Origin of the sequence: Serratia proteamaculans, from assembly GCF_013337185.1 — a bacterium.
In the GTDB taxonomy this organism is placed as follows: domain Bacteria; phylum Pseudomonadota; class Gammaproteobacteria; order Enterobacterales; family Enterobacteriaceae; genus Serratia; species Serratia proteamaculans_D.
In genome coordinates this window covers 109,514-128,181 of the sequence record NZ_SWDE01000004.1, presented here as the reverse complement: position 1 = coordinate 128,181, position 18,668 = coordinate 109,514, and the positions used below count along the sequence as shown (strand labels likewise).

The window sequence follows — 18,668 nt, the reverse complement described above, 5'->3', positions numbered from 1 at the left end:
TACCTACCATGGTAATAAAAATCCAATTATTTTCACAAAATTCCACTTCTTAATACTACAAGGAACATTGCATCGACGTAACTTAAACATTTCATTTTCGCACTTATACTTCGCCGCCTCCAGCCCATAGATATCGCCTTGCTTATGGATCTCGCTGAAGCCCAGGGTACCGGTGGTATCGAGGCGGTTTTTATCCGCAGTGGCGGTCACCACAGTGCAACCGGTGAGTATGTCTGTCTGGTGTTTAAGACTTAAAGACTTAAAGACTTAAAGACTTAAAAACAAAAAACCGGATCAGTTCATAGCAGCCGTTTTTTTTCTTAGTTAAGGAGATCCGTTGATACATTTCCAGTATCGAAGAACTCCTTAAAGATCCTGACAACAAGATCGAAATCTTTTGTAAGCTGACGCTCAGGCCAGTAATTACCAAGGATAATGATACTATCTCCTGATGATGACGTATTATTCCATATGGATCTTACATCACCTCCAGACTCATCATATTCCAATAGAGTAACCAGATAAAAACCCTTCTCTGCCTCAACACTGAGTCTTTCTGGCCCGATATCAGGGGCATTAATAATCCTGATGTTTACGCTACCATTGCTATTCTTCAAAATATTTAAAAAATCGAGCACATCAGCCCACTGAGGAGATTCATTTCTGACATATTCCTCACCTGAACATAATCGAGAAAGCTCATATTTTATTATCATTTTGCAGGCCCCTTATTTTCTATTTTTTTCATGCCCTGCTGCCAGAACAGAACGTTACCTGTTGATTCTTCATAAATTGTTAGTGATTTAAGCCCTGCTTTTTCTGCCATGACCCTTACATCACTCAAGCAATAGTTGCAGACCTCTTTCCCTGCTACACTCATTGCCATTTCGCGCCCTTGGGTCATCCCCTTATCAAAGGCCTGTTGGATCACACCTATTTCTGCATGAGCAGTACCCATATTTCCATTAGGATAATTTTTGTCAGGACGCTTATCTATTTTGGCCTGTACAACGTCATTGATTAAGGTCGGTTTGTTAAAATCAGCTAATTGTGACGGTCTTACTCCCTGATTTGTATCAGTGAACTTGCTACCATCAACATTTCCTTTCGCGACAACTTTCAGATTCGCATCCACAATCTTACTCAGTTGTTTTGCTGCTGCGGCACCCAATACAGGTGTCAATGAAGCAACAAAGATATCAGCACCCTGCTTCAGCTCGGCATAATCTTTGGCTGTTGCATAATCGACTCCTTTGGTTGTCATGAAGAAGTTGATCATTGCGTCTTGGATCTGTTGCTGATTTTGTGCATCAACGCTGGTGATATTCAGCAGATTCACTATCTGACCGTAGGCATCCGAGTACTGCTGGCTGGCTTTCGAGTTGTAGTTACCGGTATTCTCGTATTCACCTTTCGCCGTAATAACCTCCAGCCTCGCCGCACCACAGGCTGCACTGGCTGCGGCTCCATTCCCGCAAGCATCAATCACCTTCTGGTCGCTAGCGATATCTTTTTCACGTAACGCATCGTATTTCTGCTGGGCTTTCTCGCGCTCTGCCGGGTCTTTGCTCTTCTGAATAGTCTGCTTCGCTATCTCAAACTCCGTCTTTTCAGACACGCTCAGATAGTTATTCTCAACCGCCGTCTTGCCAGCCACGCTACCGCCCACGGCCCCTGCGGTGCTGTCCGCTACCAATCCGCCTGCCAGCCCTGCCGCCAACTGACTAAGTGCGCTGACGTTTTCCTTCTCTGCTTCCGTCAGGGCTGAAGGATCCTTGCCATAATACTGTTCGCTGATAATTTTAGCAGCCAGTTCTCCACTTGCCGCGCCCACCGCGCCCGCCGCTACATTGTTACCAGAGACCAGTGCCACCAATGCCCCGGCTACCGCGTGCGCCGCCGCATTGGCTGCCGTGTTACCCTGGGTTTTCGCCTTGATCTCTCGTGCCAGATACGGGGCTAATGCGCCACCGGCAGCAGCGCCAATATCACCGCCGCTAATCCCCGCCAAGGCCGCACTGATGGCAGAGCCTGCCAGCCAAAAATCACTGCCGACACCATACTCTTTCTGCGCTGCCTTATACTCCGGCGACGCTTCCAGCATTTTCTGGCGTTCCTGCGCACTGGCACTCAGGTAGGCCGGGTCTTCACTCAGTTTCTCCGCCGCTGCACGCTGTGCCTGCAGCATTTGCTGATTACCGTAGTCGCTGACCAACTGGGTACTGAGCTGAGCCACACCCTGCGCAAACGCCAGATTGTCTTTCACCTTCGCCTCATCGAAGATTTTATCGATGCGGCCATTGGCATTGTCCGTATCGCGGCTTAACCCGGCGATATCCTGAGTTTGATCCGCCGTATTGCGAATATCAATATTGCCTTCGGCGACGGCCGACTGCGTGGTGCCGGAAGCCTTGCCTTTCTCTTTGGCAAGCCCGCCGCCAGTTGGTCCACTGGTCGAAATACCGAATCCACTGCTGCTGGCGTTATACTCCGCTTTGTTATCAATGGCATCCCAACCCAAGGTACCGGTAGAGAGCTGGTTTTTGATGCTGTCCGCCGTCGAAGCAATCACCCCACCATTCAGTTGCGTATGGTTGCCGACGTTGATATCAAAGCCTTTATCCCCGGCAAATAAACCGCTTTGGTCACCCACGCTGGCGTATTCACTGTCGATTTTAGTCTGGTTCATGCTTACCGAAGCAGAGCCGCTCATCGATCCGAAGGTAAAGCTCGCGCCACCGCTCACGTCCTTCTGCCAACTGTGGTAATCATCGGTATCCTGCAGGCTGCTGATAGACAGATCGCGTCCGGCATCCACCTTGATCTTGTCACCCAACGCCTGCGCACCGGAAAGCGTCGTATCACGTCCACTGCTCAGGCTCAGTTCGTCCCTTGCATTCACCCGAGAGTTAACATAATCGGTACTTTTGCCGTCTGTCGCACCTTTCGATTGATAACCACTGGCCGAGGCGCCAATCCCTGTTTCCTGCCCCAGTGAAATATGCACCCCGGCATTCCAGCCGCTGCTGTTGTTTTTGCTGGTCTGTTCTCGGTTGTTGCCAGCCGCCTCCAGCAACAGATCGTTTTTCGCCGCCAGCGTCACCTTGTTACCAGTGATACCGCTACCGCTGACATGCAGGTCGCCGCTGGTGCCTTTCGACCCAGTCGCGACCAGAGTTGCGTCGCCGCCTGCCGTCAGGTTGCTGCCACGTACCTGATTTTGTGCCTGCTCAGACTCGGAGGTGCTCTTGCTTGCTCCAACACTCAGTTGCACCTTCACACTGTTGGAAAGCTCACCTTTCGCCAGCCCCTGCGCCTGATCGGCACTGGCTTCCGAGTTAACCCATCCTGCACGGGCAGCCTGCACCGCATACAACGCTTTCAATCTGCCATCGCCGGTATCGTCCGCACGCTTGAGCGAATCATTAATCGCCAGCAACGTATCGGTGATAGGACTGGAGACCGACAGCGTCAATCCGCTTTGCTTCTGCTCGTAACGCTCTTTACGCCGCAGCAGATCATTGCCCGGATCGACACTGATCTCACCCGCCACCACGTTAAGGTTCTTATCCGCAATAACATCCGCGCCGCCGATATGCGCCTTGCCGCCGGCCACGATATTCACGTCGCCGCCGGTAGAGCCGATGGTGCTGACGCTCTGGCTTTGAGTGGTGCCGTCTTCGTTCAACTGATGGCGGGAAGATTTGCTGCCGAAGGTCACGCCGATGCCGCCGCCGCTGAAAACGCCACTGGTTTTTTTCTCGTTCAGCCGGTAGCGTGATTGCTCCTCGGTGGCGGCGACAATATCGACGTTATTGCCCGCCTGCAGGTTTACCTTGCCGTCGCCGACCACCGTCGAGCCTTGCACCTTGAGATCGTTACCGGCATTGAGCGAGACGTTGTTCCCGCTCAGCAAGCCGCCTTTCTCGTGGGTGGCGTAGTCCTCTTCCACCGTATGGGTGGTGGTTTTGGACATCAGGCCTTTTTTGACCTTGGTCTCTTCGAAGAAGCTGTAGTCGCTTTCGGTGGCGCTATTGAGCGCGATATCACGCCCGGCGCTCACCGCCACGTCACCGCTGGCCTGGGCCTGGGTGGCGTTGAGGGTCGCGTCCCGTCCGGCCTGAATGCGCGTGTCGCCGCCGCTGGCAATCTCAGTGCCCTGCTGGCGTATGGACTCGTTCACTCGCTGTTGGCGACCGCCGTGGCTTTCCTGATATTCCCGGCTTTGTTGGGTATTGAGGTTAACGTCACGCCCGGCCCGCAGGCCGACATCGTTGTCTGCCACCAGCGCCGCGGCCTGTGAATTCAGGTCACGTCCGGCCTGCAACTGCAGATCACCGCCGCTGGTGAGGGTGCTACGCGTCGCGCCACTGCTGATGTGCTCGCTATTGTTGGTTTTCTGACGACTCCCCTGTTCGGCGGTTTGCAGATTGATGTCACGTCCGGCTGTTAATGCCGCATCGCCCTTGCTGCCGATTTGACTGGCGGTCAGGTTCAGATCCTGCCCGGCACTGACGTTTAGTGGCCCACCAGCGCTGATTTCAGTGGCCAGGCTGCCATGGGTTTCACTTTCTTTTAGCCCACCGCCCCAACGGCCGCCGTCAGACTTGTCGACGCGAGACGTATTATTGGCAAGCAGGTTGACGTCACCGCCCGCCCGCAGATCCATTGCACCGCCAGAGGTAACCTGCGCCCCGGTAACATCAATATTGTTACCGGCCTGCATATTCAATGTATCCCCGGCGCGGATCACGGCGGTATCACCGACTTCCGTGCGCGAACGCGTCAACGTCTGGCCCCCCTGGGTTCCGGTGGCATCCCACTGGCGGGCCTGAGTTTTATTGATAATACTGCCGTCCTGGCTTTCAAGCTGCACCCGCTGCCCACTGATGGTCGAGCCGATATTGCTGATATCACCAATAGCGCTCAAACTCAGCCCATCGTTAGCGTTGATCATCCCCTGATTAAGATTGCTGATGCCTGCCTGGCTGTTGACGTTCAGCCGCTCACCGCCCTGCAGCGTGCTGGCGTCGTTGCGGATGCTGCCACCGTTCAGGTTAACCTTGTTGCCGGCAATCACGCTGCCGCTCAGTGGGGCGACGTCACCTTTGGCCAAATAGAGTTTGGGTGCCAGCACCGTCTGACCATTGACCGTTACCTTCTCCCACCAAACGATGCTGTGCTCCAGCTGTGAAACCTGTGCCGGTGTCAGGCTGATGCCGAACTGCAGGTTCAGGCCGCTCTGCGCCCGCGCCGCGTTGTCGATCAACTGCTGCATCTGCGCCAGATCGGATCCGACGCCATTAAGATAGCGCTGGCCGGTTTGATTGAGCATCGCGTTGCTGATGTAACGGGTATCGAACGCCGCGTCCCCGAGGAAGCGGTAGTCGTAATCCGGGTTTAATTTCAGGCGGTCGAGGAAATAGGCCGAACCGATAAACTGCTTTTCATCGGTGAAACGGCTGTCGCTTTCACGCGGGGCAGTGCCCGGCTGCTGGCCCAACATGGCGTAGAGATCGTTGAACAGGCTGCCGTCCAACTGCCCCAGACCGTCCAGCTTGGGGTTGGTGGTGATCAGATAGGGGCTGCCCGGATCTTCAGTGACGACAAAGCGGCCATTGCCACCGCTTGGCAGTGGGTAATCTGACAAGTCTACGGCGTTATTGCCGAGCGTGCCGAGTGCCTCCTGCAGGTTGTCTTTCCACTCCGGAGTACCGAAAACGACGCTTTGCTCCTTCGCCAGGGCTTGTTGTTCCACACCCTTGACGTCTTCCGGCTGCTGCAGGCTGTCCAGCGTTGGCCGCGCCAGAGTGTGGCTGAGGCTGCCGGCGTTCGGGGTCAGCGTGGTGTTGCCGATATCGTCGCTAAAGTTGGCGTTCACCGCGCCACCAGCCTGGATCACCGAACGATAGACACCGTCGTCGGTGCGTTCAGTGCGCACGTCTCCGCTGGCTTTATAGTGGATATTCTTATCTTCAATTTTGCTTTTGGCGTAGTCATTGATTGCCGAAACGGCAGATACCTTCGGCTTATTATCCGATCCCGGCAACGGCGGTTTTTGATAGGTATAGGTTTGATAACGCGTTTCTGTACCCGCAGCCCATGACTGGTTGTTCAGCGTGCTGCCGGTGAGCGCAATATCCCCCTCAGCCAGAATATCGCTGGCCAGATTATCCAGCGTTGTGGCATTCAGCGTCATGTTACGACCGGCGGCAATACGCGCCGCACCGCCCGTGCTGCTGACCGTCACCTTGCTGGTCGATAACGCCAACTCTTTGGTGGTGGCATACGGTGAGGCGTAGGTATACCGCTTGTATACCTCACGCGCAGCATCCCCCGCCATTTGACGCATGGTATCTACGGTGTAGTAGCCGTACTCATCATCGTTAAAGAAGCTCAGCGGAATACTGGCCGTGGCCCCGTTCAGCCAATCGTATTTTTTGGTCAGATCTTCCTGCGTAACCGAGGTTTTCAGCCCATCGCGCTGATTAAGCAGATGCGCGGTGTTGATATGAATATCGCCGGTTTCGGTTTCGATAGTGCCGGAGGTATTGACGATCTGGCTGTTGGCCTTGCCGTCGGCGTCTTTCTGCATCCACAGGTTTTTGCCCGCTAGAATATCACCACGCTGGTTGGTGATACGGTCCGCCAGCAACCTCATATCACCACCGGCGTACAGCATACCGCTGTTGATCAACTGGTTGGCGGCACTCAGCAGCAGATCGCCCGCGGTACCGATAAAGCCGTCATTGCTGATGTCGCCCCGGCTCAGCAATTGCACCAACCCGCCCGATTGCAGGCTGGCGGTAGCGTTTTGTGTGATCCCGGCCGCTTCCAGGCGCATGTCACCGCTGCCGCCGCGCAAGGTGCCTGCGTTGGTCAACTGGCCACCGCTGCGCAGATCCAGACTCTGGCCTTGAGTGGTTCCCTTTAGCAGAATATCGCCGTCACTGGTCAGGACCAGCGCTTTGCCCACCGCCAGGGTGCCGCTCTGGGTAAAGGCGTCTTTCAGACTCAAAGTCATATTGCCCAGCGTTACCAGTTGGCCGTATTGATTCAGCAGGCTGGCCCCCAGTGTGGTATCGCCACCGCTGAGCAGTTTGCCGCTGTTCTGGTTATCAATCTGCCGCGCTTTGAGGTTCATCTGGCTGGTGGCCAGCAGCGTGCCGGCGTTATCCAGGCTGTCCGCCTTCAGGATTAAATTACCGCCCTGCAACGTCCCCGTATTCTTCAGACTATCGAGCGTGAGCTGGTTATCACCGGTGGTGCTTAATGTGCCGCTGTTATCCAATTCGGTGCCGTTAAACGTCAGGCTATTAGCCTGTAGCCAACCGCTGTTGTTCAGCGTTGGCGCTTGCAGACTCAAGGCACCGCCAACCTTCAGGTTGCCTGAGTTGATCAACTGACGATCCAACTGCAGCACGCTGCCGCCATCTCCCTGCAGTTCTCCGGCGTTATTCAGTTCGTCCGCCTCTATCCGCAGCCCGGCCAAACTGCGCACATTGCCGCCTGCCAGGTTGTTGAATACGCCGCTCAGCTTGGCCTCGAAGTGGGTTTGCCCCTGTAGCCTCCCGCTGTTGGTCAGGTCGGTGGCTTTCAACAACAATTCACCCGCCTGCATCAGCCCCTGATTACTGATGTTATTAGCATTCAGCTTCAGCACACCGTTACTTAGCATCTGTCCTGTAGCTTGCTGCGTAGTCGTTTTTGCTATTTCGGCATCCAGCCAGTTAACACCAATCAGTGTTCCACTATTACTCAGACTGTCACCTGTCAGACGTAACGCCCCCGCCTGCCAACTTCCCTGGTTATTCAGTGCCAGTGCCTTGATTGCCGCTTCACCATTGGAGAGGATCTTGCTACCTGCATCAGCATTAAGATCGCCGCTCAGACCCAGCGAGATCCCTTTCCCCGCCTCTAGCGTACCCTTATGATCCAGTTGCTGGGCCGTCAGCGTAATAAGATCGCCCTGCCATAATCCGCTGTTATTAACCGTCGCTGCGCTGGCCGTGAGTTCACCGTCACTCAGCAGCTTGCCGCCAGTGGCGTTGATCAGATCCTTTTCCAGCTGCAACACCAGCTTTTGTATGCCTATCAGGTTGCCGCTGTTGTTCAGCGAATTGGCGGTGACAGTGGTGGTTGCACCTTGCGCCTCCCCCTGATTGCTGACGCTGTCGGCAGTAAGCTGTAACGCGCCCTCACTCAGTATTTTGCCAGGGTTGTTCAGCGTGGCGGCCGTCAGTTTCATCGGCCCTTCGCTCAGCAGTTGCCCGCTGTTTTCCAGCGCCTGCTCAACCACGGCGGTTAAGCCGTCATCGCCCAGCGCACTGCCGCTGTTGTCCCAACGCTGCACGTCAATATCCACAGTCTTGCCCTGCAGCTTGCCGGCATTATTCAGCCCGGTGCCCTGCAGCGTCAGTGTGCCACCGGCCAGCAACTGGCCCACCAGGCGGTTTTGCAGATCTTTACTGGTGATATTCGCGTTTTCCCACGCCTGCAGTCGTCCGCTGTTGTCCAGGCTGTCGGCATTAAGCTCGATGCCTTTGGCGACCATAACCCCCGAATTGATCAACGATGGCGTGGTGAGGGTTATTGTATTTTCCGCCTCAAACTTACCGGCGTTATTGAAGGTTTTGGTGAACGTCAGATCCAGCGAGCGGGCGCCAATGTCACCGCGGTTATCCGCCGTGGCGGCAGAGAAATTCAAATCCCCCAGCGTGTTGAATACGCCGGCCAGCTGCGCGTCTTGCGCAACCTTGATCGTCATGTCCTGTTTGGACTGGATGCGGGCGCCGGCGGTAGACAGCAGGTTTGGCGTTTCCAGCGTCAGGCCTTGCTCACTGGAAAGCAGCCCGCCGAGCTGCATATCATCGGCGTTGAGGCTGATGTTGCCGTCGCTCAGCAGCGATGAGCCCAGCTCGGTTTTCATCCGGCCGGTGTGATCAAGGGTGACACCCTGCTTGCCGCTGGCGCTTCCGGCCAGCAAAAACTCGCCTGCCTGTACCGTTAACAGGCCATCGGCAGACAGTGAGCCACCGACCTTAAGACGGTCGCGAATACGCAGATCGAGTTGTTGCAGGGAGGTGATTGTCCCCTGATTGTCGACACCGTTGGCGGTAATGGTGTGCGCAGTGCCCGCTTTCAACTGCCCCGAATTGTCGAGTTGGGTACTGGTCAGTTTCTGCGTGCCCTGAGCCTGGATCAGGCCGCTGTTGGTCAGGTTTTGTGTGTTAACACGGCTGTCGCGATTGGCAGCCAACTGGCCGGCGTTGGTCAGATGATTGGCCTGCAACTGCAGATCGCGTCCGGCGGTCAGGGTGCCCTGCCAGTTGCCGTCGCCGCTGAGCGTCAGGTTGATATCCCCTTCGGCCGTCAGGCTGCTGTTTTTATCGCTGCTCAGGCTGGCGGCATCCACTTGCAGGCGACCGTCCGTATCGGCTTTACCCGCCTGCAGTTTGCCTGCGGCGGTCAGCTGCATATCCCCTTTGGCGCTCAGCGTGGCCTGTTCCATCACAATGTCGCCACGGCTGTTCAGGGTAAGCGCCTGTTCCGCCTTATGCTTGCCGCTCAGCGTGATGCCCGCCGCCGTGGCATTCAGGTTGCCCTGTGCCAGGGTTTTGTTCAGCCGCAGTTGGCCATTGGCCTCCAGTTGAATATCGCCTTCACGCGCGGTGAGGTTACCGAGGTTGACGCCCACCCCTTTGTCACTGGACACCAAATGAATAAGGTTGGCGTACATGCCGCCCAGCGCACCGGTATCGATGGCGACTTTGGGAACTTCGCCCTGACCGGTGATCGCCGTGGCCTTGCCGGTGGCGTCCACCCGGTTGGCACCAACAGTGATGTTGAGGTCTTTGGCGTGTAGTTGCGCGTTGATCTCGGTCGCGCGGGCAATCAGGGCGAATTTGTCGCTGCTGTCGGCATTGAGCCCCTTGCCCTGAATAGTGATGGTCCCCTGGGTCACTTCCAGCGCCTGCAGCTTGCCGTCGGCACCCAGCACCGGCTTGCCGGTGGTCAGCGTCGCGTTAGGGGTGTTGATAAAGCCGCAACCGTCGCAGGTGATGCCATAGGGGTTGGCAACCATGACGCTGGCCTGCTTGCCCGCCACCTCCAGGTAGCCCTGCAGCTGTGAAGGGTTCGGGGCCACCACTTCGTTGATGATGCCTTGCGCTTCCTTGCCGGCCTGCAGATTGGGGTTGTTCTGGATCAGGCCGCCGAGCTGGGTCTGGTTGAGTTGGCCGGTGGCGTTATTGAGGATCATCCCCTCTTTGCCAACGTTGAAATCGTTGTATTGATTATGAGAAATGCCAGCCTGATTCGGTGTGGCAATGTTGACCACCGGCACGCCGTTGGCGGCCTGATCGACACGGGTATTGCCCTCGGCCACGTTAACGCCTTGGGCCAGTGCAGGCAGCAGCGGCTGCCCGGCCAACAAGATGCACAGGGTGTAGCTCAACAGACGCTGAGATGTATTAAGCGGTTGATTTTTAGTGCGCTTCATCCTTGAAACCTTCCTGTGCATTAGCGTTAAAGTACGATATTCACCCGGTAATAAACCGAGACCCGATCCGGTTTGAGCCAGTCGGGATAAGCCAGCGGCCAGCCGACGGTCAGTTGGCTGCTGAAATAGCGGCCTCGGCTACCCAGCCCCACAGCGCCGCCCCACAGCGTGCCGGAGGCGTTGGCATCCAGCTTGTCGCGCTGCAAATAGCCACCGTCGAGCGCCGCCAGGGCGTTGATACTGCCGAGGTACGGCAATGTCACCAGCGTGCGGTTGACCTCGTTACGCCAGTAACCGCCCTTGTCCCCGGAAAGGTATTGCTCCTTGAAACCACGTACAGAGCTTTCCCCCCCTATCGTCAGGCGTTCGCTGCCGTACAAACGGTGGTTACTCCACTGGCTGTAAAGACTGGTGAGATAGGTCCAATCTTGCGCCAGCGGCAGGTAGTAGCTGCCGGAAAGCGAAAGCTTGTGAAACTCGGCCCGGGGTGCTTCCTTGATTTTTCCGCTGTCATTTTCTGCGCCCAACCAGGGGACACCACGGCTGTAGGCCGGGTTCAGGGTGGCGAAACCGCCCAGCAGTTTCTGGCTATGGCTGACTCCCAGCGTCACACTGGTCAGCTTGCGGCTGCTGCTTTCCAGCCGGGTATCGTTAAGATAATTGCGGTTGATGCGGTGCGTCAGCCCCAGCGACAGGCCGGTTTTCATTTCGCCGTCACGCAGCAGCACCCGCGAAACGCCCAGGCGATGGGTCTGACTGTCACCGCTGGAGCGCCAGTCGAATCCCTGATTGTTAATGGTGGTCAGGTAGTCGCTGTAGGAATAGTTGTAATCCAGCGTCCAGTAACCGTAAGGCAGGCTGACGCCGGTCTGCACACTGCGCGCGTTGTGATCGTTGGCGAAATCACTGCTTCGGGCACCGGCGACAAACCATTGATCCGCCAACCCCAGCAGGTTATTACCGGTCAGCGATCCGTTGAGCTGCCCGGTTCCGGTACTTTTTTGCCCGCTGTTGTCGAACCCCAGCCCCAGCATCAGCGGAAACTCGGGTTTGGCGCTTAAATTGACCACCGAGTAACCCGGTTGGCTGCCGGGCAGGATTTCTATCTGCACCGGTTGCTGGCGCAGACGGTTAATCTGCTCCATGCCCTGCTCGATATCGCGCAGGTTGAGGATTTTGCCTTGCAGACCTGGGAAAGCCATTTTCAGCATGCGGTCGTCGTGCTGCTCCAGCAGGATTTTCTCAAGCCGCCCTTCCAGCACCAGTAACCGCAGTTCGCCGCGCGACAGATCCTGCTCGGTCAGGAATGCACGACTGGTGATATAACCACGGCCGATGTACCAGTCGGAAACCTGCTGCACCAGCGTTTGGATTTGCCCCAGATTCAGGCATTGCTGCAGGTAACTCTGGGTGAGTTTACGCTGCGCACTGGCAGGCAGATGCTCGGCGCCTTCCAGTTGAATACGGTTGATGGTGAAGCAAGGGCCACCCGTGTTGGCGCTGGGTGCCGGGGTTGCGGGCAGGGTCGGCGTCAGGCTGCGTTGCAGTTCCTGCCGCTGCTGCTGGTTTTGCTCCAGCAAGTCACGCTGCTGTTGTTGAATGGTGTCGCGATCCGCCGGGCTAAGCAGGTTAGCGCCGGTGGCGGAGGAAAATAAAATGCACAGCAAAGCTGCCGAGAGCCGTTGAGTGACTGAATCCATTCAGAAGATCATCCGTGTGTTTTTTCGGCATTTTAACGACAGAACGGCAAATGTAACAAGATGCGAACCATTAGCCACGGCCCTGATTGGACCCTTTAGGAAGGAACATTCCTAAAGCAGGCAGCGGAAAGTCACCTGAAAATGGTGAAATTAGCTTATTGATTTGCGCTGACAGAAATAAACAGTGAATCACTCTTAATTTTGGCCGGACGGAAGAAAATTGTCGTTAGTGCGATGAGAGCCTCAAAAACGAAGGCTAACAGGGGCCGTGAACCGGCCCCTGGAAGGTATGACTTACGCGGTACCGCCGACGGTCAGGGTGTCCAGCTTCAGGGTCGGTTGACCAACCCCCACCGGCAGGCTTTGCCCCTCTTTACCGCAGACACCGACGCCTTTATCCAGCGCCAGATCGTTGCCCACCATCGAAATTTGCTGCATTGCCTCAATACCTGAGCCAATCAGCGTTGCGCCTTTCACCGGCTTGGTGATGCGGCCTTTTTCGATCAGGTAGGCTTCGGTGGTGGAGAACACAAACTTGCCGGAGGTGATATCCACCTGGCCACCGCCAAAGTTCGGCGCATACAGGCCGTATTCGACGCTGGAGATGATCTCTTCCGGCGTTGACTTGCCCGCTAGCATGTAAGTGTTGGTCATGCGCGGCATCGGCAGGTGCGCGTAGGACTCGCGGCGGCCGTTACCGGTTGGCGCAACGCCCATCAGACGCGCATTGAGTTTGTCCTGCATATAACCTTTCAGGATACCGTTCTCAATCAACATGTTGTACTGGCCGGGTACGCCTTCGTCATCGATCGCCAACGAACCGCGTAACCCCTGCAAAGTGCCGTCGTCCACCACGGTGCACAGCTCGGAAGCCACCAACTGGCCCATCTGACCGCTAAAGACCGAAGTGCCACGACGGTTGAAGTCGCCTTCCAGCCCGTGGCCCACTGCCTCATGCAGCAGCACGCCGGGCCAGCCTGCTCCCAGCACCACCGGCATATTGCCTGCCGGGGCCGCCACCGCAGAAAGGTTAATCAATGCCATGCGCACCGCTTCTTTGGCGTAAGCATCGGCACGGACTTCGCCATCGGCGATTTCCAGGAAATAGTCATAGCCGAAACGGCCACCGCCGCCGCTGGAGCCGCGTTCACGCTTGCCGTCTTGCTCCACCAACACGCTGACGGATAAACGCACCAACGGGCGAACGTCCGCCGCCAGGGTGCCGTCGGTGGCGGCTACCAGGATTTGTTCATACACGCCGGTGATGCTGGCGCTGACCTCTTGCACCCGTTTATCGGCCGCGCGGGCCACCTTGTCAACGCGGTGCAACAGAGCGATTTTCTCTTCACGCGGCAGGCTTTGCAGCGGATCAAGCAGGGGATACAACGCCTTATGGCTGATTTCACCCAGGGTATGCACCTGACCGTTACCGCTGTCACGGACTATGCTGCGCGCGGCATGGGCACTTTGCTGCAAGGCATTCAGGGTGATTTGATCGGCATAGGCGAAGCCGGTTTTCTCGCCGCTCACGGCGCGAACCCCGACCCCTTGATCGATATTGTAAGAGCCATCCTTGATGATACCGTCTTCAATCACCCAGGCTTCGTGGTAGCTCGACTGGAAATAGAGATCGGCATAATCGAGGCGGCGTTCGGCCAGTTGCCCCAGGACGGAAAACAGATCCTGGTGGCTCAGCTTATTGGCAGCAAGTAACTGCTCACTGACAAACGTCAGGCTCATAATTTTTTCACTCTTTAATGGAGGATTTGTTTTCAAACGGCGCCGTCAGCGACGTCTGGAATCGGTTGTGTTGCAATACCGGCATTTGCTCGCGAATGGTTTTGAGGCCGGTAATATCGACCCGCACTTTCAACGCCGATACCGCATCCGGGTTTTCAGCCAATACTTTGCCCCAGGCATCCACCGCCAGCGAATGGCCCCAGGTGCGACGAGTCGGGCCATGGCTGCCAACCTGTGCCGGTGCCAGGATCACACACTGGTTTTCAATCGCCCTGGCACGCAGCAGAATTTCCCAGTGCGCCTCACCAGTCACACGAGTAAAGGCCGCCGGTACGGAAATCAGCTCAGCGCCCTGTGCCCGTAACGCCTGGAACAGCGCCGGGAAGCGCAGATCGTAGCAGATGGTCATGCCAAGCCGCCCGACCGGGGTATCGACCACCTGGAGCTGCTGGCCATGCTGATAGGTGTCCGACTCCCGATAATGGCCGTGGGAGTCGTTAATGTCCACGTCGAACATGTGCAGTTTGTCGTAACGCGCGCGGATCTCGCCCTGGTCGTCAAACAGCAGGCTACTGGTGGTGATCAGCGCAGGGTTTTCACGGCTGACCAGTGGCATCGACCCCACCAGCAGCCAGACGCCATAACGCCGTGCCATCTCACGCACCGCATTTTGCAGCGGACCGTCGCCCTGGTGTTCCGCATGTTCACGATAAGCCGCAGAATTGGCAAACAACAGCGCGTTCTCCGGCGTCATAACCAGTTTTACCCCGGTATTGAGCTGCTTAATCTGCTGTTCAATCTGGGCCAGGTTGTCACGCACCCGATCGCCACTGCACAACTGTAACAACGCAACGTTAGCACTTTTCATGACGCCTTATCCTCCTTTGGCTTACGCAGGACCTCGTTGACCTTCGGCTGGTCCAAATCGCCGCTGATATGGTAGCGAATCAGCGAGATCTTATTCCATAGCGGCCCCAATACCTGCGAGGCAGCAAACACCGCCGCGCCGACGATAGGGTTAATCACGAACGCCGTGGCTACGCCGACAGTGGTCGAAATGGCCGGTGCAACCACCGCTTCCATATCAATCCTTCTGCGCGCCAAATCGACCTGACCGTTCATGGCAATATCCGCCGCCAGTCCGTCAACCAACAGGTTATCGGTATGCATTATGCCATCTTTCAGCCATGCGGTGCTGCGGATGGAGTCAAAGTAGAAACCTTTGCCGAAGGTATCACTGAAATCGAACTGCAACTTACGTAGCAGGGAGTCGACGCTGACCAAACGCAACAACTGACCGGCACGCCCGCCGCCCATACTGTCGATCTCACCTTTGCCCATATTGACCTTCAGTGCACCGCTGAGGGTACTCATCTGCGGTTTCCACGGCGTGCCACGCCAGTACAGATCAAAATCAATGTCATAAGGCGCGCCTTTCAGCGGCGTGGTGATGCCGAAGAAAGCGGCGGTTTCATCAATTTTGCCACCCAGCAGTTTGCCTTTCAGCGAGCTGCGTTCTTCCTGGGCATTCTGCTTCCACAGGCCGCTGGCAGTCATGCGCCCTTTGCCGGTATCGACCAAGCCATGCTCCAGAGTCAGGGTATCGCCCTGATTGGCCAAATCTGCCTCCACCTTGCCGAGGTTTTGCCCCATCACCCAGCACGACTTGCAGCGCAGCATCAACGACGGCCAGTCACGGAAAGAAACCTTATCTGCCACCGTCAGCGGGTTGGTTGCCGCGGTCGGGGTGCCCTTGCTGTCGCTAAACTGCGGATTGTAATAAAGATAATTGATATCGGCACGCCATGGCCCACGATCCGTTACCCGCAGACTGCCATCGACTTCCTCTCCCTTGGCGCTGACCAGGGTGCCGCCAAGCTGTTTTTCGGCCGATAGCGTCAGCTTGTGCCAGGCCTGGCCGCCCAGCAGCAGCTGCGGTGTTTTCAGCGCTACGGTGGTTGGGAAGTTGAAGCCGCCCACCTGGCCCGAACTGCCACCTTGTTTTAGCGCCGGAGCCATCAGCCCCAGCCACTTTTCACCGTCCAGTGGCGGCAGGTTGAGCGTCAAGGATTTACCGGCCGGTAAGGGCGGCGTTCCACCGCCTTCGGTTTGCCATGCCGCTCGTGCCAGCGTCACTTGCTGTTTGGCAAAGGTCCATTCGCTATTGAAATGGTTTTGCTTGCCGGCGCTGCCGGTCAGCATGAAGCCATTCAGTCCACCTTTCACTTTTACGCTCAATGGCAGTGGCTCACCCGCGGGTTTATCCAGCGGAGAGGGTAAGTGACTGCTTACTTTCTTGAGGTCCGCATCAATGCCGATGTCATAGCTGGCGTTGCCCTTATGCGGCAAGGTAATGGCTACCTGGCCCTGCCAGGGCGCGCCGCCACTCAGGGCATCGGCGACTTCCTGCGGAATACCGGGGAATTTACCCGGCTGCCAGTCAGCTTTCAGACCCACATTGACCTTGTAGTCGCTTTTACCTTCCAGCGTATTGAAATTCACCGCAACCGGCTGCCCGAACCAGTTGGCCGACAACGTATCGCTGGTCAGGTTGCCGTTATCGAAGCGGAACTTGCCGCTGACCTTTTTCAGCTCACTTTCGATCGGCTTAACCAGCAATGAATTGTTGTTCAGCGCCACCTCACCCGTAGCGCGCACCAGCTCGCCGTTCAAGGGGATATCGAGATGTAAGCGCCCACTGACATTACCGCCAATCTGCAGCTCATTCAGTGCAGCGCCCAACGAATCATGCAGCGGTGTCTGCTCGAAATAGTCATGAATCTCCGCGCCCTGACCCGCCACGTCAGCGTCAACCAACAGGCGCTCTTTCAGGTAGTCCGGAATGATGGCGGTAACATTTTTGCCATCGACTTTACCCAGCTTGGTCTGCGGAGCATTCATCCACAGCCCTTCATTGGCAAAATCGAGATCGATGGCCAGATCGGTCAATGCCGGCCAGTCCGGTTGGAACTGGAAGGTCGAATGGCGCAGCGGGACAAATACTTCAAACTGGCCTTCGTGTTTACGGTAAGGGAAATGCTGCGGGTCACCGTTGTAAATCAGCGTGGCGTTATCCACCTGCCCGCCCTGAATGGCACCATTGAGGTAGTCCACCAGGTGCTTGCCCATCAAGGGTTCAGGGAAGTAACGCCAGGCATCTGCGGCATCATACAGGCGGATACCGGCCAGAATGTTCAGCCACGGGTCACCCTTGGCCGGCTGCTGGTAGCGGAAATCACCGTTAACCCACAGCGATTTGGCCTTCACGTCCAGATTTTTACTCGCCAGCTCCCAGCCCTGTGGGTTATTCAGCCAGGTTAACGCCCCGCGCGCGCTGCTGACTTCCAGCGGGGCGCGGAACATGTCGCCGTACGGCAGGGTGCTATCGTTGAGATCAAGCTGCAGGCGGCCATTTTCTACGCCGCCACTCAGCGCGCCAGAGAAATGATTTATCCCCGGCAACAGCTTCCACGGCTGCCAGCTGACGTCCTGCCAGCGGGCCTGGAAGCGGGTTTTTTCCGGCTGTTTCAGCGGAATATCCAACGCCAATGCATTGACCTTGCCCTGCGGTTGCAGATCGTTCCAGCGCTCCAGCACGTCCGGGCTGAGGAACGAGAAGGTCGGTAACAATGCAGACAAGCGTTCAAGCTGAATGTTGGTCGCTCGCACGCGCAGTTCTTCGGTTTGTCCCGGCCCCATAAACTCGGTGTTTTCCGGTAGCCACAGCCCGGACAGCTTACCCTGCGGCCAGGCCTGACCGTCGGTGGCCAGGTTGAGCTGCGGCACCTCGACTTGCCAGCCGGTCCCCTGGCGGCTGAGCGTCAGTGCCAGATTGTCCACGTCCAGGCGGTGCTGTTGTTTGCCCACGTTCCAGTTGGCCGCACCCTGCTTTAGCAACGCGCTGCCGCCGGCAATTTCACCGTTCTGTATTTGCAACCAGGCAGCCAGACTGAAGTCGGCGCTTTCCAGGCCGGTATTGGCTCGTAACCAACGGGTGAACCAGGGCTTCATGTCGATATTATCGGCCTGCATATAGACCGTGCCCACATTCAATAACCCCTGGTTATCACGCAGATCCATCCGCAGTTGAACCACACCATGCTGGCCGTTCAGCGTCGACAGACTGATCTGCCCCTCGGCACGGTGACGATCGCGGCCGTTAAGCCAGGTTAGCTGTGGAACCTCGAATTCGGCGCGCGCACCGGCAGGCGTAAGGAAGGAAAGGCGGCTGTCACGCAGGTTGAAGTGATCGACCTGATGCAACAGCAAATCGCTGATTTTACCCGGTTCGATGGTGCTGCCCTTATGCTCTTCGCCACCCAAAGTGGTGTTGAGATCGAACTGGAGTTGGTAGAAGGTGAGATCGCGGAACTGCCAGCGCCAGTGCAACAGCGACTGCCATACGTCCAGCGCCAGCGTAACGCGTTCTATATGCAGGTTACTTTTGGGTAGCGTGGCGCGCACGTTACGCATTTCCAACTGCGGGCCGAAGGTTTCCCAACGTCCCTGCATAAAGTCGATCTGCACCGGCACGCCGGAGAGGCTTTCGACCTTGGCCAACAGTTGCGGGCGGTAGTTATTCAGTTCAGGCAGCGCCAAACGCAGCCCGCTGACAAGCAACGCCACGATGACAATCAGACTGGCGCCTGTAGCTAACAAAATCCCAGGCAGTCGCCTCACGCAGTTCTCCTTGCTTCCGCTGCCTGGCAACGGGATATCTATGCATG

At 56.7% G+C, this 18,668-nt stretch carries 6 protein-coding genes; all 6 read right to left on the bottom strand.

Going from position 1 to position 18,668, the window contains the following annotated elements; all coding sequences use genetic code 11:
- Nucleotides 1–320: 320 nt before the first annotated feature.
- The 6 genes from FCL49_RS16730 to yhdP all read right to left on the bottom strand — a co-directional run bounded on the left by FCL49_RS16730 (nucleotide 321) and on the right by yhdP (nucleotide 18,621).
- On the bottom strand, nucleotides 321–716 hold the full coding sequence (locus FCL49_RS16730; protein WP_174354424.1) for a DUF6911 family protein: 396 nt from the start codon (nucleotides 714–716) through the stop codon (nucleotides 321–323).
- Nucleotides 713–10,501, bottom strand: a complete 9,789-nt coding sequence (locus FCL49_RS16725) for a hemagglutinin repeat-containing protein (RefSeq protein WP_174354423.1) — start codon at nucleotides 10,499–10,501, stop codon at nucleotides 713–715. Before FCL49_RS16725 ends, FCL49_RS16730 begins: the two co-directional genes overlap by 4 nt.
- A 26-nt stretch (nucleotides 10,502–10,527) precedes the next feature.
- Nucleotides 10,528–12,201 carry a ShlB/FhaC/HecB family hemolysin secretion/activation protein gene (locus tag FCL49_RS16720; protein WP_174354422.1) on the bottom strand — a complete coding sequence of 558 codons (1,674 nt, stop codon included), beginning with the start codon at nucleotides 12,199–12,201 and terminating at the stop codon, nucleotides 10,528–10,530.
- Nucleotides 12,202–12,495: 294 nt separating this feature from the next.
- The gene (tldD, locus tag FCL49_RS16715) at nucleotides 12,496–13,941 is read right to left on the bottom strand and encodes a metalloprotease TldD (protein WP_174354421.1); all 1,446 of its coding nucleotides are present in this window, start codon (nucleotides 13,939–13,941) and stop codon (nucleotides 12,496–12,498) included.
- 7 nt (nucleotides 13,942–13,948) lie between these two features.
- On the bottom strand, nucleotides 13,949–14,809 hold the full coding sequence (nit1, locus tag FCL49_RS16710) for a deaminated glutathione amidase (RefSeq protein ID WP_174354420.1): 861 nt from the start codon (nucleotides 14,807–14,809) through the stop codon (nucleotides 13,949–13,951).
- Entirely contained in the window at nucleotides 14,806–18,621 is a 3,816-nt protein-coding gene (gene yhdP, locus FCL49_RS16705; RefSeq protein WP_174354419.1) for an AsmA2 domain-containing protein YhdP, read from the bottom strand. Before yhdP ends, nit1 begins: the two co-directional genes overlap by 4 nt.
- Nucleotides 18,622–18,668 lie beyond the last annotated feature (47 nt).